Origin of the sequence: Leptolyngbya sp. FACHB-671 (assembly GCF_014695745.1) — a bacterium.
Taxonomy (GTDB): Bacteria; Cyanobacteriota; Cyanobacteriia; order Elainellales; family Elainellaceae; genus JAAUTN01.
The window spans coordinates 28,430-55,333 of the sequence record NZ_JACJOV010000037.1 but is presented as its reverse complement, the minus strand read 5'-3'; the positions used below and the strand labels follow the sequence as shown (position 1 = coordinate 55,333).

Annotated in this window: 34 protein-coding genes; 23 read left to right on the top strand and 11 right to left on the bottom strand. The window is 45.8% G+C overall.

Annotated elements, in window-relative coordinates; all coding sequences use genetic code 11:
* The first annotated feature begins 372 nt into the window (after positions 1-372).
* Positions 373-966: a hypothetical protein gene (locus tag H6F93_RS02005; protein ID WP_190678811.1), complete on the top strand. Its 594-nt coding sequence runs from the start codon at positions 373-375 to the stop codon at positions 964-966.
* A gap of 175 nt (positions 967-1,141) precedes the next feature.
* Entirely contained in the window at positions 1,142-2,869 is a 1,728-nt protein-coding gene (locus H6F93_RS02000; protein WP_190678809.1) for a hypothetical protein, read from the top strand.
* A 431-nt stretch (positions 2,870-3,300) separates the two neighbouring features.
* Here the strand turns inward: H6F93_RS02000 and H6F93_RS01995 are convergent, their stop codons facing one another.
* Entirely contained in the window at positions 3,301-3,690 is a 390-nt protein-coding gene (locus H6F93_RS01995) for a peroxidase family protein (RefSeq protein ID WP_242043267.1), read from the bottom strand.
* Between the two features lie 548 nt (positions 3,691-4,238).
* Here H6F93_RS01995 and H6F93_RS01990 point away from each other — a divergent pair.
* On the top strand, positions 4,239-4,451 hold the full coding sequence (locus tag H6F93_RS01990) for a hypothetical protein (protein ID WP_190678807.1): 213 nt from the start codon (positions 4,239-4,241) through the stop codon (positions 4,449-4,451).
* A gap of 508 nt (positions 4,452-4,959) precedes the next feature.
* Positions 4,960-6,804, top strand: coding sequence for a tyrosine-type recombinase/integrase (locus H6F93_RS01985; protein ID WP_190678804.1), 1,845 nt, complete (start codon positions 4,960-4,962; stop codon positions 6,802-6,804).
* 203 nt (positions 6,805-7,007) lie between these two features.
* Here the strand turns inward: H6F93_RS01985 and H6F93_RS01980 are convergent, their stop codons facing one another.
* Genes H6F93_RS01980 through H6F93_RS01970 form a run of 3 tightly spaced genes read right to left on the bottom strand, consistent with a single transcriptional unit; the run spans position 7,008 to position 8,884 of the window.
* The gene (locus H6F93_RS01980) at positions 7,008-7,961 is read right to left on the bottom strand and encodes a DUF5996 family protein (protein WP_242043266.1); all 954 of its coding nucleotides are present in this window, start codon (positions 7,959-7,961) and stop codon (positions 7,008-7,010) included.
* Positions 7,962-7,993: 32 nt separating this feature from the next.
* A complete protein-coding gene (locus tag H6F93_RS01975) occupies positions 7,994-8,269 on the bottom strand; it encodes a UBP-type zinc finger domain-containing protein (protein ID WP_190678802.1) in 276 nt (91 codons plus the stop codon).
* A gap of 36 nt (positions 8,270-8,305) precedes the next feature.
* Complete coding sequence (locus tag H6F93_RS01970) at positions 8,306-8,884, bottom strand: putative antibiotic biosynthesis monooxygenase (RefSeq protein WP_190678799.1); 579 nt, start codon at positions 8,882-8,884, stop codon at positions 8,306-8,308.
* Positions 8,885-8,975: 91 nt separating this feature from the next.
* Here H6F93_RS01970 and H6F93_RS01965 point away from each other — a divergent pair, with 91 nt between their 5' ends.
* The 4 genes from H6F93_RS01965 (at position 8,976) to H6F93_RS01950 (ending at position 12,548) form a co-directional block, all read left to right on the top strand.
* Complete coding sequence (locus tag H6F93_RS01965; protein WP_190678797.1) at positions 8,976-9,452, top strand: GNAT family N-acetyltransferase; 477 nt, start codon at positions 8,976-8,978, stop codon at positions 9,450-9,452.
* Positions 9,453-9,829: 377 nt separating this feature from the next.
* Positions 9,830-10,042: a hypothetical protein gene (locus H6F93_RS01960; RefSeq protein ID WP_190678795.1), complete on the top strand. Its 213-nt coding sequence runs from the start codon at positions 9,830-9,832 to the stop codon at positions 10,040-10,042.
* Positions 10,043-10,164: 122 nt separating this feature from the next.
* A complete protein-coding gene (locus H6F93_RS33760; RefSeq protein WP_242043265.1) occupies positions 10,165-12,330 on the top strand; it encodes an ATP-binding protein in 2,166 nt (721 codons plus the stop codon).
* Positions 12,331-12,410: 80 nt separating this feature from the next.
* Complete coding sequence (locus H6F93_RS01950) at positions 12,411-12,548, top strand: hypothetical protein (RefSeq protein WP_190678790.1); 138 nt, start codon at positions 12,411-12,413, stop codon at positions 12,546-12,548.
* A 67-nt stretch (positions 12,549-12,615) separates the two neighbouring features.
* On the opposite strand, the gene H6F93_RS34980 is transcribed toward H6F93_RS01950, so the two are convergent.
* Both H6F93_RS34980 and H6F93_RS01940 read right to left on the bottom strand, forming a co-directional pair.
* A complete protein-coding gene (locus H6F93_RS34980; protein ID WP_199313428.1) occupies positions 12,616-12,777 on the bottom strand; it encodes a site-specific integrase in 162 nt (53 codons plus the stop codon).
* A 92-nt stretch (positions 12,778-12,869) separates the two neighbouring features.
* On the bottom strand, positions 12,870-13,358 hold the full coding sequence (locus H6F93_RS01940) for a peptidoglycan-binding domain-containing protein (protein ID WP_190678788.1): 489 nt from the start codon (positions 13,356-13,358) through the stop codon (positions 12,870-12,872).
* A 561-nt stretch (positions 13,359-13,919) separates the two neighbouring features.
* Here H6F93_RS01940 and H6F93_RS01935 point away from each other — a divergent pair.
* Both H6F93_RS01935 and H6F93_RS01930 read left to right on the top strand, forming a co-directional pair.
* Positions 13,920-14,861, top strand: coding sequence for an NAD-dependent epimerase/dehydratase family protein (locus H6F93_RS01935; protein WP_190678786.1), 942 nt, complete (start codon positions 13,920-13,922; stop codon positions 14,859-14,861).
* Positions 14,862-15,091: 230 nt separating this feature from the next.
* Positions 15,092-15,319 carry an EF-hand domain-containing protein gene (locus H6F93_RS01930; protein WP_190678783.1) on the top strand — a complete coding sequence of 76 codons (228 nt, stop codon included), beginning with the start codon at positions 15,092-15,094 and terminating at the stop codon, positions 15,317-15,319.
* A 276-nt stretch (positions 15,320-15,595) separates the two neighbouring features.
* On the opposite strand, the gene H6F93_RS33620 is transcribed toward H6F93_RS01930, so the two are convergent.
* Positions 15,596-15,937 (bottom strand): hypothetical protein, encoded by a 342-nt coding sequence (locus H6F93_RS33620; RefSeq protein ID WP_206755698.1) that lies wholly within the window; start codon positions 15,935-15,937, stop codon positions 15,596-15,598.
* Between the two features lie 41 nt (positions 15,938-15,978).
* Complete coding sequence (locus tag H6F93_RS01920; protein ID WP_190678778.1) at positions 15,979-16,224, bottom strand: hypothetical protein; 246 nt, start codon at positions 16,222-16,224, stop codon at positions 15,979-15,981.
* 200 nt (positions 16,225-16,424) lie between these two features.
* On the opposite strand from H6F93_RS01920, the gene H6F93_RS01915 reads away from it, so the two are divergent.
* The 3 genes from H6F93_RS01915 to H6F93_RS01905 all read left to right on the top strand — a co-directional run bounded on the left by H6F93_RS01915 (position 16,425) and on the right by H6F93_RS01905 (position 18,269).
* A complete protein-coding gene (locus H6F93_RS01915) occupies positions 16,425-16,907 on the top strand; it encodes a hypothetical protein (protein WP_190678776.1) in 483 nt (160 codons plus the stop codon).
* A 276-nt stretch (positions 16,908-17,183) separates the two neighbouring features.
* A complete protein-coding gene (locus H6F93_RS01910; protein WP_190678774.1) occupies positions 17,184-17,834 on the top strand; it encodes a hypothetical protein in 651 nt (216 codons plus the stop codon).
* A 12-nt stretch (positions 17,835-17,846) separates the two neighbouring features.
* On the top strand, positions 17,847-18,269 hold the full coding sequence (locus H6F93_RS01905) for a hypothetical protein (protein ID WP_190678772.1): 423 nt from the start codon (positions 17,847-17,849) through the stop codon (positions 18,267-18,269).
* 32 nt (positions 18,270-18,301) lie between these two features.
* On the opposite strand, the gene H6F93_RS01900 is transcribed toward H6F93_RS01905, so the two are convergent.
* Complete coding sequence (locus H6F93_RS01900; RefSeq protein ID WP_190678770.1) at positions 18,302-18,895, bottom strand: TetR/AcrR family transcriptional regulator; 594 nt, start codon at positions 18,893-18,895, stop codon at positions 18,302-18,304.
* Between the two features lie 173 nt (positions 18,896-19,068).
* Between H6F93_RS01900 and H6F93_RS01895 the strand changes: the two genes are divergently transcribed.
* The 4 genes from H6F93_RS01895 to H6F93_RS01885 are packed head-to-tail and all read left to right on the top strand — an operon-like array spanning position 19,069 to position 21,325.
* Positions 19,069-19,518, top strand: a complete 450-nt coding sequence (locus H6F93_RS01895; protein ID WP_190678768.1) for a cupin domain-containing protein — start codon at positions 19,069-19,071, stop codon at positions 19,516-19,518.
* A 31-nt stretch (positions 19,519-19,549) separates the two neighbouring features.
* Complete coding sequence (locus tag H6F93_RS01890) at positions 19,550-20,029, top strand: SRPBCC family protein (protein ID WP_190678767.1); 480 nt, start codon at positions 19,550-19,552, stop codon at positions 20,027-20,029.
* Positions 20,030-20,039: 10 nt separating this feature from the next.
* Positions 20,040-20,306 (top strand): glycosyltransferase, encoded by a 267-nt coding sequence (locus H6F93_RS33245; RefSeq protein ID WP_199313427.1) that lies wholly within the window; start codon positions 20,040-20,042, stop codon positions 20,304-20,306.
* Positions 20,291-21,325, top strand: a complete 1,035-nt coding sequence (locus H6F93_RS01885) for a glycosyltransferase (RefSeq protein ID WP_199313426.1) — start codon at positions 20,291-20,293, stop codon at positions 21,323-21,325. Before H6F93_RS33245 ends, H6F93_RS01885 begins: the two co-directional genes overlap by 16 nt.
* A gap of 7 nt (positions 21,326-21,332) precedes the next feature.
* Here the strand turns inward: H6F93_RS01885 and H6F93_RS01880 are convergent, their stop codons facing one another.
* Positions 21,333-21,794: a MarR family winged helix-turn-helix transcriptional regulator gene (locus H6F93_RS01880; RefSeq protein ID WP_190678765.1), complete on the bottom strand. Its 462-nt coding sequence runs from the start codon at positions 21,792-21,794 to the stop codon at positions 21,333-21,335.
* A gap of 148 nt (positions 21,795-21,942) precedes the next feature.
* Between H6F93_RS01880 and H6F93_RS01875 the strand changes: the two genes are divergently transcribed.
* From H6F93_RS01875 to H6F93_RS01865, 3 genes are all read left to right on the top strand, one after another.
* Positions 21,943-22,428 (top strand): hypothetical protein, encoded by a 486-nt coding sequence (locus H6F93_RS01875; protein WP_190678763.1) that lies wholly within the window; start codon positions 21,943-21,945, stop codon positions 22,426-22,428.
* Positions 22,429-22,828: 400 nt separating this feature from the next.
* Positions 22,829-23,335 (top strand): DUF6653 family protein, encoded by a 507-nt coding sequence (locus H6F93_RS01870; RefSeq protein WP_190678761.1) that lies wholly within the window; start codon positions 22,829-22,831, stop codon positions 23,333-23,335.
* A gap of 337 nt (positions 23,336-23,672) precedes the next feature.
* Complete coding sequence (locus H6F93_RS01865) at positions 23,673-24,011, top strand: Rossmann-fold NAD(P)-binding domain-containing protein (RefSeq protein ID WP_190678759.1); 339 nt, start codon at positions 23,673-23,675, stop codon at positions 24,009-24,011.
* Between the two features lie 45 nt (positions 24,012-24,056).
* Here H6F93_RS01865 and H6F93_RS01860 read toward each other — a convergent pair whose 3' ends face one another.
* Positions 24,057-24,398 (bottom strand): hypothetical protein, encoded by a 342-nt coding sequence (locus H6F93_RS01860; protein ID WP_190678758.1) that lies wholly within the window; start codon positions 24,396-24,398, stop codon positions 24,057-24,059.
* A 279-nt stretch (positions 24,399-24,677) separates the two neighbouring features.
* Here H6F93_RS01860 and H6F93_RS33240 point away from each other — a divergent pair, with 279 nt between their 5' ends.
* From H6F93_RS33240 to H6F93_RS01850, 3 genes are all read left to right on the top strand, one after another.
* Positions 24,678-25,040, top strand: a complete 363-nt coding sequence (locus H6F93_RS33240) for an SDR family oxidoreductase (RefSeq protein ID WP_199313425.1) — start codon at positions 24,678-24,680, stop codon at positions 25,038-25,040.
* Positions 25,041-25,099: 59 nt separating this feature from the next.
* On the top strand, positions 25,100-25,474 hold the full coding sequence (locus H6F93_RS33235) for a Rossmann-fold NAD(P)-binding domain-containing protein (RefSeq protein ID WP_199313424.1): 375 nt from the start codon (positions 25,100-25,102) through the stop codon (positions 25,472-25,474).
* A gap of 151 nt (positions 25,475-25,625) precedes the next feature.
* A complete protein-coding gene (locus H6F93_RS01850; RefSeq protein ID WP_190678756.1) occupies positions 25,626-26,345 on the top strand; it encodes an S-layer homology domain-containing protein in 720 nt (239 codons plus the stop codon).
* The last annotated feature ends 559 nt before the right edge of the window (positions 26,346-26,904 follow it).

The window sequence follows — 26,904 nt, the reverse complement described above, 5'->3', positions numbered from 1 at the left end:
CCCATCGAGAATTGCTGGTCAAAAATCAAAGGGATATTGCGGACGATAGGAGCAAGAACTTATCGAGCCTTGGATGAAGCGATTACACTAGCCTACCAACAAGTGTCCTCTCAGGAACTTCTTAATTGGTTTACTCACTGCTGTTACTGTACTTCATCTATTTGAGAAACGCTATATACCTAAATAAGCGGGTAAAAAAGAAGTTTTCCGTAGATTCAGGCAAGAATCCGTTATAATGCTTGATGTATTAGGATTGAGAAAAAGATTATACGGAAACTTTCCTTATAATAAATAGTTAGGCCGGTGTGCGCAGCGTTGCTGAATGCGATAGGGCTACCGCACGGTTGCAAGCTTAATGTAAAATTACAGAAAATGACTTTTCCAAATCCTGAAACTGTTGTAAAGCATGTGATACGTTTAATGGGCGGCCATGAGGAGGCACGGCAAAAGTTTGATGCCGACTTCCGCTACATCACAACGTGTTGGGAGCAGGACACTACAACAATAGGCCGAATTCTGGCATCTCATCTGTTTGTTGAACATTTTCTGACAGAGTATGTTCAGGCAAAAAATCCCCAACTTGGCTCACTGGCAGAAGCTCACATTTCTTTTTCTCAAAAAGTAGCTTTGGTAGGTACGGGCGAACCGGGAACAGACTACCTGCTTCCAGGAATCCGTCGGCTAAACAAGATTCGGAATAGGATTGCACATACGCTCCGTGCCGAAGTCACGGAAGACGATGCAAATGCGTTTCTTCAAATTGAATTGTTCCAATCATTGCGAACAGAGCTGGCGCGGACATCGAGCACTCCGAGTGTTCCAAGCACAGACCCAATTATCGTATTAGAAGATTTTGCAAAGCACGCTGGAAGCAGCCTTCATGCAAGCATAGCGCCATTCGCCGATATTTGGGCGAAGGCATTTCGTGCTGCCGAAGAGGATTTATTAGACGCACAAACACCATAGATAGACAACAGGTAATACCATCCAACACTAGCCTAACAAGGCGCTGCACCCGACCGCCTACAGCTTCGGCTTTCCGCTCGTGTCTCGCTCCAAGCCTTCGCTTCCGGCGGCGGGTGAGCTTGGTTGCTAGGTAGAATAACGTTCATAAAATTTTTTATTCAGCTGATATAAGGTAATGACACTTAAAACAATTGCGATAGAAAACATTAAGGGTATTAAGAAAAAATGTTTTAACTTAGATATCTTGCCTAATAAGCCAAGTATTTTAGTTGCTCCAAATGGATTTGGGAAAAGCTCATTAGCTGCCGCATTTAATTTACTACAAACAGATAGACTGATCATTGATGAATACTCGCTTCATGAATACGACAACAAAAACCGACCAAAGTTTTTCATAAAATATGAGAAGCCCGACAACATAACCATCGATCTAGAAGCCAGTGATTTAGTCAACACTATCAAAGATCACTTTGACTACTTTGTAATTAACAGCCAAGTGGGTGCCAAAGGTACTGGAGTAAACTATGGCTCGAAGATGATAATAAATCCAGTGACTTTAGTTGATGAAGTCCCAGAAAAGGTGAAATTCAACTATTCACTTACAACTCAAAAACAACGATTTGGATCAAATAGTAAAGTACTGCCGAATATCACGCCACTATTAGCTAATTTAACCTTCATAAAGAGAGTTAATGAAGAAATTTCAATTCTGGAAAACGCTCTAGAAAATCAAATTCAACAGAAAATAAATAAATTTATCGATGAACTAAATAGGCAGGTAGGAACTTCTCAAGATTTAATTAAATGGATTGAAACTGATAAAATTGAGCATTTGAGCAAAGTAAATTATTTAAGTGATTTAGCCCAAATTATTCGACAATTTAATTGTTTCGGTTCAATCGCGAAAAATTTTTTAGCTTCAATTCAGTTAATAGATCTTTACAATAATAACAAAGCTGACTTTAAGAATGCTTGTAGATATAAAGTTTATGAACTTGAGAAACAAAATTACAAGGAAATATTAAAGTCATTTAATGCCTCTTGGAAAGAAGTTATCTTGAAAGAGTCAAGAGGAAAACTAATAGTTGAATTTCCGGAATTTTACTCTATTTCCAATGGAGAAAGAGATACTCTCAGCTTTGTTGCACTTTTAGAAAAAGCTAGAAGAAGCCTTAGAAAGAATAGTAATATCTTGGTGATTGACGAAGTTTTTGATTATCTAGATGATGCTAATTTAATTGCTGTACAGTATTACATAACGGAAATGATTGAAGAATATAGATTAATGGGTAGAAGAATCTATCCACTTATTCTGACGCATTTAGATCCGAATTACTTTAGAAATTTTGCCTTCAGTAAGCAAAAAATTTATTACTTATACGACTGGAAGTTAAAAGTAAATCAGAGCCTGATTGATTTATTGTGTAAACGAGATGAATCCTCAATAAGAGATGATATTTCAAGACATCTTTTCCATTTTCATCCTTCTTGTATTAATAAAAGGCTTGAATTTAGGAAACTCTCTTTGAAAGAAACTTGGGGCGAAGGACAAAATTTTGATGATTTCATAAATAAAGAGGTAAAAAAATACTTAAACCGAGAAACTGAATATGATCCTTTCGCAATTTGCTGCGCCATTAGGAAAAGAATTGAAAAGTTTGTGTATGAAAAAATTCAGGATGTTAGCGAAAAAGAAAAATTTCTTAACATTCATACAACACGAAAAAAATTAGATTTTGCTGAAGAAATTGGAGTAAGCATACCAGAAATATACTATTTGTTGGGTATAATTTACAACGATGGTTTGCATTGGAAGCACGGTCAAGATAATGTTTCTCAAGTTGCTTCTAGATTAGAGAATTGGACTATCAGACATTTGATTAAAGTTGTTTTTTCTCAGTAATTCTCATCCTACGAAGCATTCAGTTAACTTAAGCATGAGAGGTGCTATATACTACCTAACACTGCGTGGCAGCGGACGGACGAAAGCTGCTAGTGCTGAATTCAATTTTAGATACCGCCGCTGCACTTCACCGTTATGCTTCGGAACAAGTAGCGACGTACATCAAGAGGTTAGATTTACTCTGCATGCAGCTGCACATAACGTTGTGGGCAGCTATTTTATATAGTGGATTTTCTGTGTGCTTTGGGTCATGTTAACAATTGCACAATTAGGCACCAACAAGAACCTAATTGCAGTTTTTAAGCAGCTTTACATCAAGGTATAAAGCCGAGAGCGGCGTTTCAAGACAAGTTAAAACGCCGCTCTCATTTTTGTCTCTGGCTTCTACTCGCGTTCAAAATTACTGCTAGTTAGCGTAGCTGACGCTAGACTTAGAAACCCCTTGCAGAGCTTTGTGCTAAGACTGAGCGAAGGTCATAGCGATCAAGGTTCATCACCTTGTCCCACACCGCCACAAAGTCATTCACAAACTTCTGCTGCGAGTCCACACATCCGTAAACTTCTGCCAAGGCTCGGAGCTGAGAGTTTGAACCGAAGATCAGGTCAACACGGGTAGCAGTCCACTTAAGTTCGCCGGTTTTGCGATCACTCCCTTCAAACTCATATTCATCTTCAGAGGTTGCCTTCCACGTCGTGCCCAAGTCGAGCAGGTTCACGAAGAAGTCATTGGTCAGCGTCTCTGGTTGATGGGTGAAGACACCGTGCTTAGATCCTCCAAAGTTTGCACCCAGGACGCGCAAGCCGCCTAGGAGAGCTATCATCTCACTCAACAACTCAAGCAGAGCCGATGGCAGAATGATTTATGCCGGCTATATCGGCTGGAGCCATACGGCTGGCTTGAATCAGGCGCTTTCGCCGGTGAAAAGAGACTTGACGTAAAATGGATCGGGTGGAAAGCAGACTGAAAGTTAAAAGTTAAATGTTCAAGCACTACCCTGCTCTTATTAAGACCTAAAGGCAATCTAGCAGGTACTTAAAAACTAAATCATTTTTTAAAATTTTTAAATTGTGGCTAAGTTTGATTGCCCATGCTAGAATATTTCGGAATAGGTAAAAGCTTATAAGTGCCGGCTAATGCTGCACCAAAAGAAGCCAACACTACTATTCAACCTTAGCATTCATAACTTTCTCTAAAGTTTCGACACTCACCTTGTCTGGCGAGCGGTTGATTTCTTCAATGCTTGACAGCCAATAATTAAATAAAATCACAACCTTTACAAGGAGTTCACCCGAACTCCTTTTTTTTTGTCTATTTTTACGTCGAATCCAATTGAAAGTTTGTTCACCGAATCAAAAAGGAGATTTTGACATGGCTAAACCCAAACATAAAAGTATGAGAAATCAGCCAGAAATGTATGACGAACTCAAAAAAGCCTGCACCGTTAGCCTGACGCCAACGGCCATCAACATACTGGATTCTTATGCCAAAATACACGGGATTTCTCGCTCAGAAGTTGTTGAGCAATTTGCTAGAAGACTAGAGTATTTACCCGCTCCATTACCAACACAAAGTAACCATTAGTCGGAATCCCAATATTTTTGACAAGCTAGCCCTTTATTAGTCTTACTGATTGCACTATGAATTTTTTTCTGTCCAAAGCCACACGACTGCATTTTGACTGTCAAATACAAAATCCAGAAGCCGCTGCCCTACAAGCAATAGCTACTGGGCAAGAGCTAGTTTTCAGTAGTTTTAACCGGCCTTGGGGTTGGAATCTGGGATTAATTTTCTACCTTACTCAGCGTAGTAAGGTATTAGCTCATACGCATAATCCAAGTTTTTTTGAGATTATAAATAGTTGGAAGCTTATTTTATAAATAAGCAGAGTTATGAGGATGAAAGCATTATTTTGTAAGGTTTGTAGCCAATCAAAGCTAATAGCAATAAACACAGTAAAGTTGTAGTTTACTTATGTTTTTATTATAATTTAAACAAGAGGGAATTTCTGAGGTGTCTGTGTTTTTAAGACTGCGTAGCACTTGCACAATACCTAAATTGTTAAAGTTTTCACCAACAAGGATTTATAACTATGAAAAGCAATCTGTTTTTGGCCGATATTCTGTGCCTTTATGCGACTCACATTCAGAGCCAGCATCCGCAAAAGAAAGAGCAAGAGATTATCGCTCAAACTGAAACGGCTATCAACCGTTATACTTTACCCGGATGGGGCTTGGAGCTTGTCAAAGGTCGCAAGCCCACGCGCGTTGAAATAGACCGGGCAACGGCGTTTAAAAAAGGTATAACCGTTGAGCAATTCACAACTGCATTGGAAGTTCAAGAAAAAGTTTTTGAGCGGCTGCAACCTTCTGCGAGTAGTCAGGTGGTTTATCGTTGTCGGCTCAAGGAACTTGTTTCTTGGTGCAGCCAGCAGGGGTGGTGGCCGGGAAATACCTTACCTGAGAAAGCTGTTGATTGCTGCGGGGACCGCCGGCGTCGTGGCTATGGAATGATGGCGAAGACGCTATTGACGAACCGCTCTGCTTTGCCGCCTTACGGCTTACGAAAAGAACAAGTGTCAGATAAGCTGAAAGCTGAAACTGAAGATTTTTACAAGTTTCGTACCTCAGCCCACTGGCCAGGCCGGTTAGAAGACCCGGTAAAAACCAGAGCCTGCCGCAACCAAATTGGTCTGCTCCGTCACCTGCTGGGTTGGTTCCACAAATCCTGGGGCATACCACTGGAAGAATTGTCTTTGAGTACCTTAATTCCGCCAGTTGAACTCAAGTATGTGGGGGATAAGGACGCGGCGGTAGCTAAGGCTGCTAAGGTTGGGGATTATGTGGATCGCTGGATTTGCGAATTCTCTAATTTTTTGATCGAGGAGCGAGGCGCTACAAGCCCTCACACCCGCAAGAATTACCTGTGTGCGCTACTGGCGGTGGCAAAGTTTCAATACCACACGGAAATCAGCTCTAGCGATTATAGAGAAGTGCCGGCTGTGGAGGTGCTGCGCCGGCGGCTGTCACTAGGAACGAAGGAGTTGAAAAACCACGCGCCGGTGGCGGCTCAGGAGAAGAAGTGGCTGGAGTTGACGGACGTTTGGAAGTTAGTTGTTGAACCGCTGCGCTTGGAGTGCCAACCAAAGTTGGCGTGCGGCTCTCCCCGGTCTCTGAAAGCGAGTGCTTATAGTTTCCAACGCTATGTACTCTGGGGATGTTTGACCTATAGTCCCCCTCGGCGGCAACAGGAGTTGAGAGAGCTAAAAATGGCTCTGGAGTGTCCCGTAAAGCGACCTGTGGATGTACCTGCTGACGGTTTGTACCAGCCTCTGCCGACGGGTCGCAACCGCGACCGCAATTGTGGTTATCTGTACAGAACACCGGATGGCCTCTGGGTCAAGGATTTAACGCCAGAGTCCTATAAAACGGGTAAGACTTACGGACACCAAGAGTTGGAAATTCCTAATGTGCAGTTCGATGACGGTCGCTGTTTCTACGATTATTTGGAAACATGGCTTTATGGCTATTACAAAATGTCGGACGGGAGTTGGCGCTCCTGCGGCGCTGCTTTCAATCCAGGCGCGCAGAAGGTTGGCCGTTTGTGGCCGGGTCGCTTGCAGTTCGACCCGGTTGGTGAATTCGTTTTCGTGAGGCACAATGGCACGCCTTTTGCTGAGGATAGTATGGCGGGCTTCATTAGCTCGGCTGCTCATGCTTTAACGGGGCAGCGTTTGACTCCTCACTTGCTGCGGGACATTTTTGCGACTCATTTTTTGGATAACGGAGCCTCTGACTCGGACATTGCTTCTCTGGCTTATGCGATGGGTCACAGTCCGCAGGTTTTGCGGAGGATTTATGACCGCCGTTGTCCGGCTCAGAAGCACCGCCCGATTCAGTCGGCGGTTCTGGATTTAGTTCGGCAGTCTTTCCATTAAGATTCAACTTTTACTGGTAAACCGTAGTTTTCTCTCCCCTGCACATTCATGCAGGGTTTTTTTTCTATTTTTCTGACTGTAATGAAAGGTTGAAAGCGGGACTCCAGCAGCAAATCGCTGATGAAATAAATTTGGGTCGTTTAAACCAGTCTGCGAAATTGTCCTACATTTGACCACTTAAGATCTGCCAGTTAAACGCCAATTTAGGAATGCAGTTGCGACTTAAACGTCAACTGCTGAAGTTCCTTTTGATTCCAGTTGCCTAACCTAGCGGCAGCTTCGTAGGTGCTTTGCAAGAACTCTAACAACATCTGATCCGGTGATTCTGCCTCGCGGACAGCGTCATAGGGCAAAATAAATTCGCCTAACTCTTTATTGTAAAATGCAGCCTCGGGACGAACCTCAGCCTGCTTAAACCCATCGGGTTCTGGGTACGCATAGGAATAAAACGCTGGGTATGATAATCCGGCTCCGGGCCAAAATCCGACACTACTGACTTCCTGGGAATAGGCTTCCTGCGCCACTGCATCCGGTAAATTTGGCACCCCTCCCGGATGTTCAGGAGCCGATCGCCCCGAAAAGCGAGTCACTGCTAAATCAAAACTCCCCCAGAAAAAATGAACCGGACTAACCTTGCCGGAAAAATGTGAACGAAATTCTCGAAAGACGCGATCGGACTGTAGCAGCACTCGCCAGCATCGATTGGCATAATCGGCATCATAAGCAGCATGGGTTTCATCCTGCTCAAATCGAATTGGATCAGGGACTTCATTCGGTTTGGTGTTAATTGTGATGTGAAGATCTAATTCTCTCAGAGTTTCCATCACAGTCTGATAAAAATCAGCAACAGAGCGAGGGTAGAGGGCGATCGCCCGCCTTGCCCCTTCGCTGGTTTGAATCAGCAGCTCATGATCAATGAAATCAAAGTCGATTTGAAAGATGCGGCTGCCATAGGGAATCGTGGAAGTAGTCAGTCCCCGAACGGTTAAATAGAGGGGAATATGCCAGGAATGATTAATCCACGGAGTTTGGGCAAATCGGATTTTGCCGATGATTTGAGTCCACATGTGCAAGGTGGTATAGGTCTCTTGCCATGCGTCCAAGGGTAAACTCGGCCAAATATCCGTTGAGGTCAGGGTAGGCTGATTTAACATCATGGTTTCCTCGCGAGTAGAAAAGGGGCGCGTGATCAATAGTTCTTCTGTTGTTCATCGGCAAAACACCACAGCCATTGTTCTCCCAATTCAGCTGAACTGATCACCGCATGTCCACTTTCTTCGTAATGACGGCGAGCGTGTTGATTTTTAGACGAGTCGCAGCACAGCATTTTGCCGCAGGTTTGACAAATTCTCAAGTGAACCCAGCGACCGCCAACCCGAAGGCATTCCTCACAGCGAAATACTGGGTAATTGGCTTTTGAAATCATAGTCTCTAGCGTCAATTCGTTCAGGTGTTGACAAGACATGGAAGATTCCTGTGAATGTGCAAGATATGTACTTGATCAAGCGGGATACAGCCATTTGCGAAAGAGTTGAGTGAGGCGCGGCATAATCACGTAGGTCAGTAGGGCAACCGTTAGACCTGTAACCAACAAGGTTCTGAGCAATACCGGCAGCCCAGCTAGGAGCGGTACTAGCAAACGATTGAGAATAGATATCGTAAAAAACACTCCCAGCCAGGTCACGCTCGCCATTTTGTAGCGCGGAGGTGGAGCCTTCATAGGTTTGTTGGGAAGTGTAAACCAGGTTTCTAGACCTGTCAAGGTTTGAATGGTTTCAGGCTTTTCAATTAAGGGTTGCAGTCGCTCAATCCATTCTTGCCGAATATCTGATTCAATCCAGGTTTTGAGATTGTTGTAGCAATCGAACTTGAGAATGACTACGTATTCAGGATGAGTATGATCATGAGGTCGAATCGTGCTGACACCCAAATGTCCCTTGAATTTTCGTGCATCTGCGGCGATGCCATGAAACCATGCTTCATAACCTTGTTCACGTCCTGGTCTCACGATATGAGAAATCACGGCGGTGACTAGATAGCTTTCTTGACTGGTATTGCTCGCCAATGGTTCTTCCAACATAGAATTTAACAGTCGGGGAAATTAGATGGTTAAAACAGAAAAACAGCTCTTACCGTGCCTGTATGGACTCTAAAACTGAAACGTCGTCCGAATGGTGCCTACACCATCTGTTCTTGCCTTTATCGATCCGGATGGAAATGCACCGACTATAGAGGAGTTGAGGACTGAGTACGCTGCTTGTTCTCACGGCCCTGTAGCTTTGGTAACGCCTACTGAGCGATGGTTCAATATGGTGATGCGGCTAAAAAATTCTCCTTTTCCAGCGATTGGCCGGCTTGAGGCAACGTGTTGTGGAGCATGGGGAGAGGTGGCGTATTTATTAGGTGAAGCCTGGTGGGGGAAAGGATTGGCTTTCGAGGCGATGCTCTGGTGGCAGGATTACCTCATGACTGTTGCACCAAAAACAGAATGGTGGGCTACTGTGCATCCAATGAATCAGAGGAGCATTCGGCTGTTGAAACGTCTTGGCTACAAGGAAGTGGATTCGAACCAGTGCCCAAAACTTTATTCATATGATTTGGGCGATTGCTGTTTTGTCCAATTGGCTCAAATCGAGACTACCGCCTAACATCTCGCTTAGAGCGGATTGACGCAATATTTTTGTGCATTGCGTAGAGCGCTTTGTATATATCATCCTTACAAAAAAGCCCCATCGGCACTCAGGCAGATGGAGCTTTTTTGTTTGTGAGTGGGTCGGGATTACTCTACAATCCAGCCCACAACTTCAAAGCATAGAGAGTTATCGTCGGGGTAAACGAAGATGCCGACGCTTCCCCTAGCTTCACTCACGGGGCAATAATCCTTTAGTATTGCAGGTCGCTACAACTACCCTACCGCCCTCGCAAACCGCAATTGATTCTCCTAACTTGCGATGGCGTTCGAGTGCTTGAGTGATCGCTTTTTCTCACAGAAGGCGCGAAAGCTTCAACCTGCACTCTCGCTAAAATGGCTGGAATTTCTGAAGCTGTCAAAACAAATCTTCAATTGATCCGTTTGCGGATTGTTGCTTATGTTCGGGAGATGATGCCCATTTTTTTGCAACGTCACACCATGCCTATGGTGCAAATTGAACATGAATTGACTGCCTATTTAACTGCTGAAGCAGATTTAGGGCGAATCCATCTAGACAACATTGCAGTAGTAACCTCTGTTTTATAACCGGATTTGGTATCACGATGTATCTTCTGTACAAGGTTTCTAGAAAGTTAGGTGTGTGGATAGTTTGGGAATTCTATGCTTGAAATCGCTCAAACTTCCCTCCCCTAATGGAACCTCAGCACATGCTTAGATGCAATGCACTTCCACTACAGATTGTTCTCATTATTCCCTTTGTACTCCAGATTTTTGGGGCAGTTGGCTTAGTTGGTTATTTGTCCTTTAAAAATGGACAGAGAGCAGTCAATGATTTAGCAGAACAGCTTATTGATCGCAGCAGCGATGTGGTTAACGGGCACCTGAAGTCGTATCTTGCTGTCCCTCAAACACTGAACCAGATGAATGCAAATGCGATTCGCAGAGGTATACTAGATGTACGCGATCACGAAACTGTTGCGAAGCATTTTTGGGATCAGATGCAGTTGTATGACCTGACGTATACCGGAATTGGACTGACAAACGGACAGGGGTTTGGAGTTGCTCATTATGATGGCAAAACCATCACTCGTGAGGAATGGACGTCTAAGCCACCCAAAAATCTGCTGAATTACACCACAGATAATCAGGGGAATCGAACGAAACTCAACGCTCGTTGGGATTATGATAGCCTTAACCAACCCTGGTACACTGAGCCAATCGCCGCTGGTAAGCCTATTTGGGGAAAAATCTATACAGTAAATCTTTCTGACAGTCCATATATTACAGTCGCAGCTACGCGCCCAATCTACGATCCACAAAATCGCTTGCTCGGCATGATTGGAACTGAAATTCATCTGCTGAAGCTGAGCGACTTTCTACGGAATTTGGATATTAGCAAATCAGGACAAGTGTTTCTTGTCGAGCGCAACGGTGCATTGATTGCCAACTCTGGAACCGAAAAGCCCTTTACTGTGGTTAAGGCGCAAGTTCAGCGATTGCAGGCGATTGATAGCTCCAATCCTATAATTCAATCTATTGCGAAACACATTCAAACTTCTAATGGGTTTCAAACTATCTCTCAAGCCAAAGACTTTAAGCTTGAAGTGCAAGGAGAACAAAATTTTGTTAATGTGATGCCTTGGCGCGATGAGTATGGATTGGATTGGTTATTGGTTGTGAGTCTACCTGAAAATGCATTTATGGCTCAAATTAATGCCAATACGCGCACCACGATCGCGCTTTGTTTGGGTGCATTAGCCGTTGCTTCAGTCATGGGCATCTTCACCGCCCGCTGGATTGTTCGTCCAATTCTTCGTCTCAATCGAGCCAGTGAAGCAATCGCATCTGGCAATTTAGATCAAACGGTAGAAACAGGGAGTATTCGAGAATTTAATACCCTGTCTCACTCCTTTAATCACATGGCAAGACGGCTGAACGAGTTGTTCATGGCGTTAGAACATAGCAAGGAAGAACTAGAAGACCGAGTTGAAGAACGTACAGCTGAACTCAAAAACGCCTTGGCAGAACTACAGCGCACTCAGGCCCAAGTCGTTCAAGCGGAAAAAATGTCAAGTTTAGGGCAGTTGGTGGCAGGGGTGGCTCATGAAATTAATAATCCAGTCAACTTCATCCACGGCAACCTACATTATGTGCAGGAATACACTGAGGACTTATTAAGACTTTTGCAAGTGTATCAACAACATATTTCCCAGCCTCCGGCTGAAATTCAAACGACTGCTGAAGACATCGAGCTGGAGTTTTTGCAAGACGATCTTCCCAAAATGTTGGCTTCAATGAAACTCGGCACTGAGCGCATTCGCCAAATTGTGCTGTCGCTCCGTAACTTTTCCCGTATGGATGAAGCGGAATACAAAGCGGTGGATATTCACGAAGGCATCGATAGCACCCTGTTGATTCTACAGCACCGCCTCAAGGCCAAATCTGAGCGACCAGAAATTGAGATTATTAAAGACTACGGTACATTACCGCTAGTCGAATGCTACGCCGGACAATTTAACCAAGTAATTATGAATATCTTGGTAAATTCTATTGATGCGATCGAAGAAAACAACGCTAAACGTACCTATCAAGAGGTTAAGGATAATTCAGGCCGAATTACAATCCGGACAGCAGTCATTAATGCAACATGGGTAGAAGTGGCGATCTCCGATAACGGGAGCGGTATCCCCAAAGCAGTTCAACAACGAATCTTTGATCCTTTCTTCACTACCAAACCCCTTGGTAAAGGCACCGGGATGGGAATGTCCATTAGCTACCAAATCATTACTGAAAAACATGGCGGCAAACTAGAGTGCTTCTCAACCCCTAGAGAAGGAACTGAGTTCATGATTCGGATTCCGCTCCGGCAATAATGCTCAATCAGTTTAAGGCAGTAGATTTTATTGAAGGGCGCAATGCACCCAATATTTCAGGCGCGACTGAATAGGAATGCATGACTCACACACCTAACTTTTGGGTTGCCAAGCTTAACCGGATTGGGTATGAATCGGCAGATAGAGTCGGTTACTATCGGCCGGGTTGGTATGCAAGTATCGGCTACTTGTCTCAAGCGAAAAATATCCGATTGTAGCCTGGACCAGATAAACGGGCACGCCACCGCCGCATTTCTCAGCAAGAGTACGATAAGACAACGACCTTTACACCGGCAGATGTAAACCGCTACTGTCAAACAGATTCGTGTGAAGATATCGGCCAGTAGTCTCGATGCTTGAATGCCCCAAAGTAGCCTGTACTAAATGTATGGGCACCCCCCGGTTAAGTGCGTGGGAAGCATGGGAATGTCTAAGCCAATAGGGCAAGACTTTCCCTTCAATTCAGCGCCTTTATCAGCAGCCAAGCAATCTTTCCAAGGGGGGGTACTGACTGCTGATTTTTAATGAGCCTCAATTACTTATTTTACTGGGGCAAAAATTTTGCTCAAGGCGTACCATGTCCTTGAACCAACAATGCCATCAGCAACTAAGCCAGCATTTTTCTGGAAACTCCGAACGGCGCTGTCAGTTATTAAGCTAAAATCACCGTCAATCTGGCCTGTATAGCGGCCTGTAATTTTAAGGGTTTCTTGAAGTGTAATAACTGCTTGACCTTTGCTTCCCCGTTGCAAAACTGGCATATTAACAGGAGCGCCAGTGTAAAGCGCTTGCCAGGTTAGATTCCCAACAATCCCATCGGCTTTGAGGAAGACGCGGCGCTGAAAAACTTTCACAATGTTTAAGGTTCCCTGCTCAAAGGTCCCATCAATCGTAAGGTAGTAACCCCAGTGGTTGAGAAGCTTTTGCAGTTCTTTAACGGCATCGCCTTTTGATCCAAGTACAAGTAGAGGCTTGTTCACTTGAGCGGTAGCTTGGGCAGAAGAAAATTGCTTGTCAGAAAGTTGCATAGTTGTTTGAGTGGGTTGAATCTCTACACTTTCTAGATTAGGGGGCAAGACCCCTCACCACCATCGCCCAAGTAGTTTATCGCTTTGGAGGGTTTCACCATCGTTCAGTGGGTTCACCCATAAGGATGAGGGCGCTTGACAAAATGCAATAGTATTAGACTGAGTGCAGAATAGGCTGAACTCGTTTACAGAACAACTGAGACCGAGTGGCCAGTCCTCGACGTAAAAGTCTTAAAAATGGGGTGTCGGTGAACACCCCAAAATCGCTGAAATGATAGTTTTGAAAAGCGCTATGTTGTCGGTCACTATCCTGAAAAATCTATTTTTTATAGTTGCAATCTGTGTCCGCGCCCTGGCTGCTTCAATAAGTCTGCCGACTGCCCAAACCTATACAAAAAATAGAAGAGTTTGGGCCTTACGGGGTGCCTACCATTTCTGCCTAATAAGAACAAAGAAACACCACTTAGATTTCTGTTGATTGTCTTAGGCTATGAAGTAAGCAATGAAAATGATGGAACCAGAAATATACTCAACGTCAACAAAGTTTTAGAGGGTTTACAGATGAAGATTTTTGTCGCTGGAGCAACAGGAGCGGTCGGTCGTCCGCTACTCAACCAATTACTAGCTAGAGGACACAACGTTGTAGCGATGACCCGCTTTCCGGAAAGAGCACAGTCATTAGCGGCACAGGGAATAGAACCTGCAATCGCAGATGTATTCGACGCAGATTCAGTTAAAGCGGCTATCGCCCACGCTCAACCGGAAGTGGTGATTGAACAACTCACTGCTCTACCCAGGACTTACAGCCGCGAATCAATGAGTGCAGCAGCGCCTTTGAATACGCGCATTCGGTTGGAAGGGGGAGCCAATGTGCTGGCGGCAGCACAGGCAGCAGGGGTGCGCCGTTACCTGAGACAGTCGGTCGCCTTCTGGGGAATTCCTGGTGCTGGATTGGCAGATGAGGAAACACCGTTATCGCTTGATGCGTCCCCCGCCGTCGCAGCCGATGCTCGCCTTGTGAGCGAGATTGAACGTCGTTTATTGGAAACATCCAATCTCGAAGGAATTGCTCTACGCTATGGTTTCTTCTACGGATCCGGTACCTGGTTTAATCCGGATGGTGATGTAGCGCAACAGGTGCGGCAACAACAGTTTCCAATTGTGGGCAATGGCGAAGGTATTTGGTCGTGGTTACACATTGAGGATGCAGCAATCGCCACAGTTGCAGCCGCAGAGCAGGGCAACAGGGGTGTTTATCTGATTGCGAACGATCACCCTTTAGCGGTGCGCGAATGGCTCCCTGCGTTTGCTCGATGGCTGAATGCTCCACCACCGCCACAGGTATCAGTTGAGGATGCTCTGAAAAGGGATGGTGGTGCGGATATTGTTTACTACGGTACTCAGATGCGAGGCGTATCGAATGCCAAGGCAAAACGCGAACTAAATTTTCAGCCTCGACCGTTGGAGTGGATCGTTGACACCGCCGTGGCTGATGCCAGTTAACGTTCTAGCATCGATATGGCTACCGTATCTCGAATAAACGCACCCGTGCTAGAAGCTTCCACCCTGCTAGAGCGGGTAATTTTTTGAATGGCTTAACTCACATAATGGGTCACCCCCAAGATGAAGAAAAGTTTTTCTGATGCTATCCACTTAGTAAATCTTAACTTTTCTTGCATCTTTTTCAAAATTTTGATATTTTGAATTGAAAAAACTAATTTGAGTAAAAACTTATGGCGACTGAGCAAGAGCTTCAATCTCTTTTTAATACCTTGGATACTGATCAAGATGGCAAAGTCTCAAGTAATGAGCTTTTTTTAAGCCCTGGACTAAGTGCAATCATTTCAGCAGAAACAGGTACTAGCCCCCAGGAATTGCTAGCAATGTATGGAGATAAAGACGGTAGTATTACCTTTGAAGACCTCAAACAAGTTGTTGAGAAAGCAGGGAATTTAAACTAATAGTCAAAAAACAAAGGTAGGATACCCCCTATTCCCCTGATTAGCCCTTCCAGGATAGCTTAAGAGGGGTTTCGTTGGAGGTGAGAAAAGTTAATTCTCCCTGCTTTCCCTTGCTCCATAGTAAGAACTAATAAGCAACCAGGTCTTTTGAGTTCGGCTGGAGAGCATGATCAATTGCTAGCATGAGTTTATCTCGAATAAACTGCACCCGCTCTAGAAGCTTTCACCCTGCTAGAGCGGGTAATTTTTTGACGGGCCTAACTTACATAATCGGGATTATGTGATGTCGTTATTCTGCATTTTGGTGGTTGGGGATTGAGTGTCGGCAGACGTGGCCTGTAACTTTTCGATGAACTTGTTAATGGCCAGTTCAATCCGCTCTCGCGTTTCTCCTTTCTTGGCCACCCTCCATTCCTTGAGAACCTGATCGCGCAGATGGCAGAGGTCAAGCATAGGGGATGGTTCCGTCGGCACGTTGGCTTCCAGTCCCTCGATACGGGCGCATAGCTGCGTGACTTCCTCTCTGTACCGGGCGCGGGATGCCTCGGATTGCTCTAGATGCCGTTGAAGTGCATCCCGCTCTGCCTGTATAACTTCAAGGCGTTCATGAAGCTCCACCCGTTCGTTGCCTAGGCTGTCTAGGCGTTGCTTGAGGCTAGCTACTGCATCGCCAATGCCGGCAACTTTTTTACCTCAAGCTCCAGATGGGCTAAGCGTGCCTTGATATCGGCGAGTTCATCGGTATTGATTTCAGCAGCCTTGGCGGTTGGCCGGCCTACGCAGGCTTTCATGTATTCCACTAGCAGTTCGGTCACTGTGCTGCCGTTTTCCCGCGCATAGGTGAAGAATTCTTCCTTAAGCTCTAGGTCTACGCGAATATTAAGCTGGTAGGGGTTCTTAGCCATTGCCTTGCTCTGTTGCTATACATCTATAAATACAACCTAGCACCACGTAGCGGCATTGACAAAGCCTATAAGCAGGGCTAATTTGTTTAGGCAGTGCTAGCTTAGAATTCATATAACTTACGCATTGACACTCGTATTGATTGTGTCTACAGTAGAGACATAGCAAGCGGTTTACCTCCCATCCCCTCAGCAACAGGACGGTGCAAGCCCCCCAAAACATCAGCCGACACGCTACTCTACACGCCGGCGCAATGGAGGAACCACCCATGCTACACGCCACAATGCACGCCGTTGATATCGCTCTCTACATCCTGCCGGCAGTCTTCGCACTGATGATTGCTTACGACTTCGTTCTATACGTTAAGGCGCAACGACGAGCTGCTAAATCTGCCCAGCGCGTGTCGGCGAAACCTCAGTCAGAACCACAACAACCCTGCGAACCCGAACCCATAAAACTTGAGCCTAGCGCCGCGCCTACCGAGCAACCACAGCAGCCAACATACCTATCAGAGCTGCAAGAGCCGGCACTTCCAGACCTCAGCTCACTCAAGCTATACAAGCTGCACAACCACACCGTTGTATTGACGGCTGATTTACTAACACCCCCACCGTCGAACATCAAGCTATACAAACTGCGCGGCAAGGAATGCTTACGGCTTAAAGATTTGGAAGCGTACGCCTAGAAAAATGCCTATAAGCTAACCCGATCTGCGAGCCTGGGGTTCGCTGAAAGTCGTATAGCTTAATCAATGCGTTTGTATTGATGCTGCCTAGACAATTAGCTATAGTAGATACAGTTGAAAAACAACAATGCCGGCCCCAAATCTTGGCAGACGCAGGCCGGCAGTTATCCCACTCATCAATGGAATAGAAACCATGTTATCAGTTACCTTCCAACCTCTGACGAATTTCACAGATGACCTCCGGCAGTTATCCCACTCATCAATGGAATAGAAACCATGTTATCAGTTACCTTCCAACCTCTGACGAATTTCACAGATGACCTGCTGAGCGCGATCGCAAATTTCTTGCGGCCTGTGATTGTCCAGTTTGCACCTGGACAACTGGGCAGCGTTGCAGCCCTTCAGCTTGAACTAGCGATGGTGCCGCTACGCATCATCGCCGCTGCTGTCGGCAGATGCGAATTCCCTAAAGTTGCAACAACTGATTGGTTGAATTTGGATGAACCGGCACCCGATACCGAACCCATGCCCAACATCATAGACATGGCTAAAGCCCGACAGCAGCGCGAGTTGCCGGCAGCCGCGCCACCGATACCCGCAGATGCATTCACTCTATTTGGAGCTGACGGTCGGTTTGAGGTTAAAGAGTCAAAGGCCGGCTACATCGTCTATCGCTGGGTGACCCTCAAAAAAGGCTTGAAGGTATCGCAGCACATTATCCCTGACGGCGACAAATGCGATTGTCGGCAGGCTGAACTAGGGCGAATCTGCTGTCACCAGAAAGCAGTCGCTCACTACTTGGAAACACAGCGCATTGCCGAAACCGTTGCCGGCTGGAAAGAACAGGAACGGGCGCAACGATTGGAGGCATTTCGCTACCAGGTTCTGGTGTGGCGGGAAATCGGCAGCAGTCCTGAAACGTTCTGAGAGGGAGCTAACTTGGAGGATGCCGAGTTTAAACTCACAGTCGCCGCTCAGCAGCCCACGGTGAACACGGCAACGATTTACGACCGCCGGCAAGAGGAGAATCTAAAGTTCTGGCATCGGTTCCAAGCAGCCCAACAAGTAGAAGACGCCCGACAAGCGCTAGGATTTTCCACTGCTCAGCCTGAAGACTGGAAACGCCGGCAAGCCCTTGAGGATTCGATTGTAGAAACTGCTAGTAAACTCGTATGGTTGCCGGCACAGGCCACTGCTTTTCAGAAATCAAGCTTGGGATTGCCGGTGGATAGCCAGCTGTGCCGCGCTGAAATGACGGCAGAACAGTTGCAGAAAGTTGCTGACGCCTTCGCCGCTGCGCTCAAAGAAAAGCAGACGGAAAAACGCCGGCAGGCTGCACTCAATCGCCGAGCTGCTAGCTAAACACAATCGATACTCACTTTTCAAAAATACGATCAGCGATCACCAAACAGTAATTCAATCAGAGCTTCCACCAGGCGCTCAAAGGTCATATCCAGGATATCCTTGCCTTGCAGCATCTCCATCATTTGATAGTAGTAGCTCAACGTTCCAGAAATAATCCAGGCCACGGCTTGTGGGTCAGAACTGCGGAGTTGAGGAACCGCTTGCAGAAGATTCGCTGAAACCTTCAAACCCGGTTTTTCAAAATGTTCAACATAGAACCGAGCCAGGTCCGGAAAACGCCCCGATTCCCCCACAATCAACCGATAAAAGTTCATTCGCATCGGCTCAAGATTTTCAGGAGTAATGCTCTTAGCTGCTAGCGATCGGAGTTGTTCTATTGGATCAGACGGCAGCGGCTCTGAGGCAAACACCTGTTGGAGATGCTGCTCAGCAGTGTATTGAACGAGCGCCGCAAATAGCTTTTCCTTACTCTCAAAGTAGCTGTAGAGCGTTTCCTTCGATACTCCTGCAGTTGCTGCAATCCGAGCCATGCTGGTCGCGGCATAGCCATCTCGCAAAAACTCTTGCATGGCTCCTTGCAAAATTTGTTCTGCCTTAGCGGTTTGCTTAGCTTCCTTAGGCATGGTGCGACCTGAATCAACCCCCTTATCGTACTGTACAGTACGGTCTAAAAACCACCCGATCGGGTAAATTGATAACCGAACCACTCAATCTATTATTCAACTATCGAACCATACCGTTCGGTTCGATAATTGAGCAACAACTAGTAAACCATTTGGTTTTTTGGAGAAATATTATGACGACAGCAGTACAGCAAGCCAAAGCTAAAATTCTTGCATCGGGTGAGGGTGAAATGCATTCCATGTTGACCCATACACTCGTATGGAAGCTAGATGGAAACGATACAAACGGTCAGTACGCTGTATTTGAGATGATCGATGCGGCGCATGGAGAGCCACCGCTCCATAGCCATCCCTGGGAGGAGACGTTTTACATCCTGGAGGGTGAACTCGAAATCACGTTGGGCAATCGTCAGCACGTCATTACGGCTGGTGCAGTGAGCCACATTCCTGCAAATGCAGTGCATACCTTTAAAGTGCTTTCTGCGATCGCTCGTGTTTTGATCATCGTTTCACCTGCTGCCGCAGAGTTTTATCGAGAAGTTGGCAAAAGAATGACTAGCCTGCAACCTGATCTCACGGTTCTACAGGAAATCTCTGCCAAATATGGCTTGCAGCTTCGGTGAAAGATTTGGTGAAAAATTGAGGGGATGTAGAATGCTCATCCAAACCCGTGTGCAAATATTCATTAACGCACCCATTGAGCAAGTGTTTGATTGTTCGATCAATTGTCAAAACCTACCTAGGTTCTTTACGGGTTATCAAGCTATTCCTGCCATCCTCAGTGCAGCTACAACAGATGGGTTGCCGCTCCACGAAGGCAGTACGCGTATTGTGCAAAACAGTGATGGTTCCAGAATTAGAGAGCGAATTGTTTCTCTTCAACGTCCCACACTTCAAGCTTACAAATTGCTACACGGATTCAAACCGCCGTTCGCATGGCTGGTACGTTCTGCCTCTGGTCAGTGGTCTTATCAGCCAATCGATTCAAGGACGCATGTTACCTGGCAGTTTGAATTTGAAATGCAACATTTACTTGCTTATGTTGTTTTTCTGGCAATGGTCAAGCATCCTTTTCAAGTTGCCCAAAGCATTTGTCTGGAGAATTTAAAGCAGGCTGTTGAACATTCTGATTGAGGACTAGGTTATGAGAATTACGATTTTGACAACAGGCTCGAGGGGAGATATTCAACCGTTCATTGCCCTTGGACAAGGACTAAAACAGGCTGGATATCAAGTTAAGCTTGCCACCCACGACACGTTTCAGGAGATGGCGCGACAGTATGGACTAGAGTTTGCCGCGATCGCAGGAGATGTCCAAGCCATGATGGCAAGCGAGGCTGGGCAGAACATGCTAAAGAACCAGAGTCCAATTTTATTGATCAAGCAATACCCCAAATGGTGCAACCGCTAGTTGCTCAAGCAATCGCTGATTCTTGGACAGCGTGTCAGGGTAATGATGCCATCATCTTCACAGCTACGGCAGTTTGGGGGTATGACATCGCTAAAGCATTAGGAATTCCTGGTTTCTTTGCCTCCTTAATGCCTCAAAGTTCTAACCCAGATTTTCCGTACCCTTCGCTCCCTCCCAGCTTGCGTTTAGGTTCAATCCTCAACGGACTAAGTTACCCACTTTTGATGGAAGCGTTCGGGTTAGTCTTCAGGCAATCGTTGAATGAGTTTCGTCGTTCGCAGTTACATCTTCCGCCCATTCCTTTTGGAAGGATTTACCGCAGACTTGATCGTTTACCAACACCTGCTCTCTACGGGTATAGTTCTTCAGTTGTGCCTAAACCAAAGAATTGGAGGGATCACATACAGGTTACTGGATACTGGTTTCTCGACCAGGCAACAGACTGGCAACCTTCCCAGGCACTTCTAGATTTCCTGGCAGCAGGATCATCCCCTGTCTATGTCGGTTTCGGCAGCATGAGTGGGGAGGATGCAGCACACTTCACTCAAATAATTCTGGAAGCTCTTAAACAAATAGGACAACGGGGGATTCTGCTCACAGGTTGGGGAGGGATTGCTCAAACCGAACTGCCGGATGATGTGTTTCTTCTGTCTTCCGTTCCCCACGATTGGTTGTTTCCTCGAATGGCAGCAATCATCCATCATGGCGGAGCTGGAACAACTGCTGCTGCACTCAGAGCGGGAGTACCTTCTGTTGTTGTCCCCTTCTTTGGCGATCAGCCATTCTGGGGTAATCGCGTGATGAAATTGGGCACGAGTCCATCTCCTATTCCTAAAGCTCAGTTAACAGTAGACCGTTTGGCAGCAGCTATAACCACTGCTGTGACTGATTCAGTAATGCAAAAACAGGCAAAGGCGATCGGGGTGAAAATTCGAGCAGAGGATGGAGTTCAGCAAGCGATCAAAGTTGTAGAGCGTTATTTAGCAAGTTCTAAACCTCAATTTGCTCAATATGCTTGAGGAATGACTAATTATCTTCTCGCACAATTAGGATATCCGATAGCTCTTCTAATAAGCGACGCAGTTGAGATATCTTACGCTGTCCTAAATGGGCTGCCCACTCCGCTTCAACTTGTCGGCTAATTTGAATCGCCATTTGCTGCACTTTTTGTCCTTGCTCGGTCAGATTAATTAACTTTGCCCGCCCATCCGTTGGATCTGGAATCATTTCGACATATCCACGATCGCGCAGGTATTCAACTAGATAGTTGATGCTTTGCTTTGTAATTTGGGCGGCATCCGCCAGTTCTGTGAGGCGTGAGCCAGCGGCTGAGATATAGCGAAATACATTCCCATGAGCTGGGCGAATATCCTCAAATCCGCTCGTCCTGAGTTGAGAGTAGACCTGATCGAGCAAAACCTCAAAGGGGAGTCTCAGCAGTGCCCCCATTGTTCTAACCTGCTCTGTCACGTTTTTAGGTTGTTCCATTTCCGTTACCAACAATAGTGAGTTGAATTAGCGTAGCTCACCCAACCAGGTGAATCTATCGGGTGAATCAGTAGTCAGGTAAACTGACTACTATAGTAAGAGAGTCTGACGATATTTATCAATTCTACTGCAAGGAAAAACCGTTATAATGATCCACCACATTTCAATTCCGGCAAATAACCCCCTACACGTCGCCCAGGTATTAGCAGAAGTTTTTGATGGAAAAGTTGGAATTTTTCCACCGAATCCCAATAGCTACATAGTGGTGGCAGGTGATGAATACGGCACACTCATCGAAATCTATCCAGCTGATAGCGTGGTTGTTCCAGGAGAGGGCGATCACCAAGCTTGGTTCCAGCAAAATGCTTATCCTGTAACCTATAGCGCTGTTCATGCGGCAATTTCTGTGCCCACTAATTTGGAGCAGATTGAACACATTGCTGCACGCGAAGGATGGCGGGTGTTGCCCTGTAGCCGAGATGGTTTATTTGATGTGATCGAGTTTTGGGTGGAGGACCAACTGATGTTGGAGTTGCTAACACCTGCGATCACTCACAAATATCTCAATGCGATGCATCCTAAAAATCTAGAACAACTCATGCTGGATATGACTCAGGTAGAAGCCAGAATCTAAATGAAACACAACTGGAGAAATCAAGATATGACAACGATAAATGACAACAAGTTACAAGAACTACTTAATAGACAAGCGATCACAGAGATATGACATCAACACTACAGGATACAAACACATGACAAAGGGATCTTCACTACAAATTAGAACAAATTGCCGGACCCATTTCAGGCTTTCACAGCAATCGATTCAAAAGCTGGCTTGCTCAGGCTGGGCACTTTATTGAGCAATACTTAACTGCTCAGAATGAACCCAAAATTTGGCAATCCACAGATTGGTTTGGGCATTCCTGGTGGAATGTTTATCTTCCCCAAACCGGGCAAACTACTCGGTTCAACTCTGAGGACGAAATTCGGATTTGGTTAGAAAAAAACCTTTGACTTTGAGGAGGATAATAGCAATGACTGTAGAACGCAAGATTGCCAACACGTTTCACATGGATAAGGAAACCTGGGAACGTCATGCTAATCCCTGGAGTGTTTGGACGCGCTTCACTGTACTTCCCTTTCTAATCTTGGCAATTTGGAGCCGTGTTTGGCTAGGCTGGTGGTCGTTGGCTCTCATCGTGATCGCCCTTTTCTGGATGTGGATGAATCCCCGCCTGTTTGGGAAACCTCAATCTACTAATAATTGGGCTTCTAAAGGTGTGTTGGGTGAACGGGTCTGGTTAAATCGAGATACAGTTCCTGTTCCTTTTTACCATCAACAGGTTCCCAATGTGCTGAGCCTGGTTTCAGTGATTGGTATGGCGGTTGTGATTTGGGGATTAGTCACTATTAATGGTTGTCTCACGCTTCTGGGATGTGCTCTCGTTTACCTGAGTAAACTGTGGTTTATTGACCGTATGGTGTGGCTTTATGAGGATATGAGGCAGGCTCATCCCCAGTATCAACACTGGCTTTACTAATTAGAGGCTTGCCAGATGGATCTTGGATAGAGAACTTAAAACCTTCACTGTCAAGTTGACAGGAGGGACTATGAATACAAGATTGCAGCGTTAAACGAAGTTGCAGGACAAGTCGCATACACGGCACAAGCAGTATGGTGCCAATGTAACCTCGCTCTACCTGATTCGACCCGATGGCTGCATTGGTTTTCGGAGTCAGCCTATTGAAATAGAGCCATTACTGAAGTACCTCAACCATCTATTTCTACTAAATCGTGATCAACGTTCTCAAAAATTAAAACAACAAGAACTAGCATTTACCATATACAAACACAGCAACATTTAAGGGAGGCATCCCATGCTAGAAGCAAGTGAACTACACGTCATCATTGGAGCCAGTGGTGGAACGAGGAGTGTGATCGTGCGAGAACTTGTTGCCCGAGGAAAGCGTGTTCGTGGAGTGAACCGCAGTGGCTATACTAATTTCCCCTTCGATATTGAAATGATCCAAGCCCACGCAACGGATTCAACTCGAATGCGCGAGGTTTGCCAGGGAGTAACCGTGGGTTATAACCGTGTTAATCCGCCTTTTACTCGATGGAGAGAGCTATTTCCAGCCGTCATGGAAGCAATGATCGCAGGTACCGCTATTGCCAATGCCAAATTGGCAATAGCGGATATTCAGGCAATGCTTTAGCTCTCCTTCAGCAGCCTTCATCCTTGAATTGAAAAATTTACTACTTCAAGGGCAGCCTTCTTTACATCCTTGAATTGAAAGCTCTGCTACTGTAAGGCATACTTCTATCCCGTTTGGGTCCGGGTCCGTAAGGGCAAGGCATGCAGCCTTTAAAGTAGTTCCCATTGCATCGCAGCCAATCTCACACATAAATTTTTCAATCGCATCGTGAATACCAAGTGCAGTATGCGTAGCACTTAACACTTGAGGATCTAGTGAGCTTGGCTCTGGTAAAATATTGTCTTTTTCTTCTAAAAGACCAATACTCTTTACAAAAGTAGCTATCCGGGCTTGGTCTTCCTTAAAAACTTTATTCCATACTTCAGCGTTTACCTTAAGGTTTGCCATTTTTCTTTCTCCTTAAGCTTTTCGCAAAATGCAAATTTCATAGAAAGAATCTTTCTTCTTGAAGAGATACCTTAATGTATTCTCTTCACACATTACCTAGCATTAAAATTTATATCTCTCGTTTAAAGAAAGTAACGGAAAGCTCACCAAGAAAAGTACAGAGGAAATTACTAGAAAATGCTTAGAAATCAACCAACGTGGTTCTCAACCCTTTCCCAAAAACAAATCGGCTAACGAAGATGTCTTTAAACCCTTACTTCCACCACAGGAGGTTTCAGAATGAACGCATCAAACATTTTAGTCACAGGGGGGACAGGTTCCCTCGGTTCTCTGGTAGTCGATCGCCTGCAAAACGGCAGCTACAACGTCCAGGCTCTCAGCCGTAGTAAACGTCCCGGCACTGTTCAAGGAGACTTACTGACGGGTGAGGGATTAGAGCAAGCCGTCGAAGGGATTGATGTCATTATTCATTGCGCTTCAAGCCCTACTAATCCCCGTCAAGTCGATGTCGAAGGGACAAGGCGGTTGCTTCAAGCCGCAGAACGGGCAGGTGTGTCTCACATTGTTTATATCTCGATCGTCGGAGTCGATCGCAACCCCTTCTACCCCTACTATGGAATGAACTTGAAACTGAACAAATAATCGAACAGGCTGCGATTTCCTGGACAATTCTCAGGGCAACGCAGTTTCACGAATTTGCATTGACGCTGATTCAATTCCTTGATCGCCTCCCGATCATGCTCATGCCCAAAGGATTTTTACTTCAACCCATTCAAGCAAGTGAAGTTGCCAATCGCTTGGTGGAACTAGCTCTTTCAGCGCCTGCGGGACGAGTGACCGACATCGGTGGACCCGAAATCTGGACAGCAGGTGAGCTTGCTAGAGCGTATTTCAAAGCAACTGGACGGAAACGGAGCGTTGTAGAAGTTCCCATTCCTAGCAAAATCGCGCAAGCATTTCGTTCAGGAACACAGCTCTGCCCTAACCAAAAGTACGGCAAAGTTGGCTGGGAATTGTTTTTGCGCCAACTATCCCAAAAGAATAGCCAGGAGAGACAAAACATTTCATCGAATTAGAGGAAGTATCATGAACGAGATTGTGTTTAAGTCTGTTGTTGATATCAAATTAAAGAGATAAAACAGCAGATGGCTTAAACTGACATAACAAATTCATTCTCTCGAGAATAGTGTCGATACAATCAAACTCCACTCACTAGATTAAGCACGAATGTCTATTTCATCTCAGTTGTCTAAGACTGCTGGCCGCTTCATGCTCCTTGGAACCCTAGCAGCGCTTTTCGTGCAAAGTCCAGTTCAAGCGAAAACTACCTTTCCAGATGTACGACCGGACGATTGGGCATCCGTTTATATTCAAGCCCTTGCAGAACGCGGAATCATTCAGGGCTTTCCTGATGGCAGCTTTCGCCCGAATGATCCCGTTACTCGTGCCCAATTTGCAGTCATGATCGGAAAGGCATTTAATCGAGGCTTCGTGCGGAGTGCAATTCCCTTTAAAGATGTTCCCAATAACTATTGGGCAGCAAGTGCAATTCAAAAAGCTTACACAGCAGGCTTTCTGAGCGGCTATCCGGAGAGTGTCTTCATGGCAGATCAACCGATGCCCCGCGTTCAAGTTTTCGTGGCCCTGGCAAGTGGACTACGACTCAGCAACAGAATAGTAGGAAGCTATGGGGCATACGTTTTTACTTTAAAGGATTACCAATCGATTCCAGACTATGCGGCAAGTGGTTTGCTGGAGGCTCTTTCATATCGATTTTGTATAAACTATCCTGATGTCCACGTTTTGAATCCCAACCGAGCATCCACTCGCGCTGAGGTGGCCGCTTCAATTTATCAAGCGCTGGTTGCCACTGGCCAGGCTCCCGCGATCCCTTCTCCCTACATTTTTGAAGACTTCCTGTATGAGCCTGGAAGGCCAAAGCCGTGACTAACTTGTCCAAGCTGGCAATCCTGCTAAAGCAGATGCGGGTAAAGGCTGGAAGCTTATGTAACCTGCTGAGGAAGAACCCGCCGCTCTAGCCCCTATCAATGGACAATCGGTGGTGCCGGCAGATAGTCAGTTTTGGACGAAGGAAGACATCAAGCCAGTTTATAAATTTGGTCGCAGATTACTCAGCCGCTCTCGGTCACTGCTTATAAGAGGCCGGCAAGTATCCGCAAGCCGGTCTGGTGCAGGATGAAGAATTGGTGAGAAAGTGGCAACAACACGATTCATTACAGCAACCAGGACAATGAAAAAATAAGTTTGTAATTCTTAGCCGGTGGCACCTGCCGGCTAAACACCATCCCATGAATCAAAAACTATTAGCCGTTTTAATCGTTCTACTTGTTGCCGGCTGCCCCGCTCCCGAAGCTCCTGAGCCGACCGACAGCCTGATAGTGGAGAACATTGAATCAGGCACATCTCTCACCCTGTGGGGCGGGGAAGAAAGGAAGCGCTGCGTGTGTGATTGCCATCATAATTCGTCGGTCTGTCAATCTGCTTT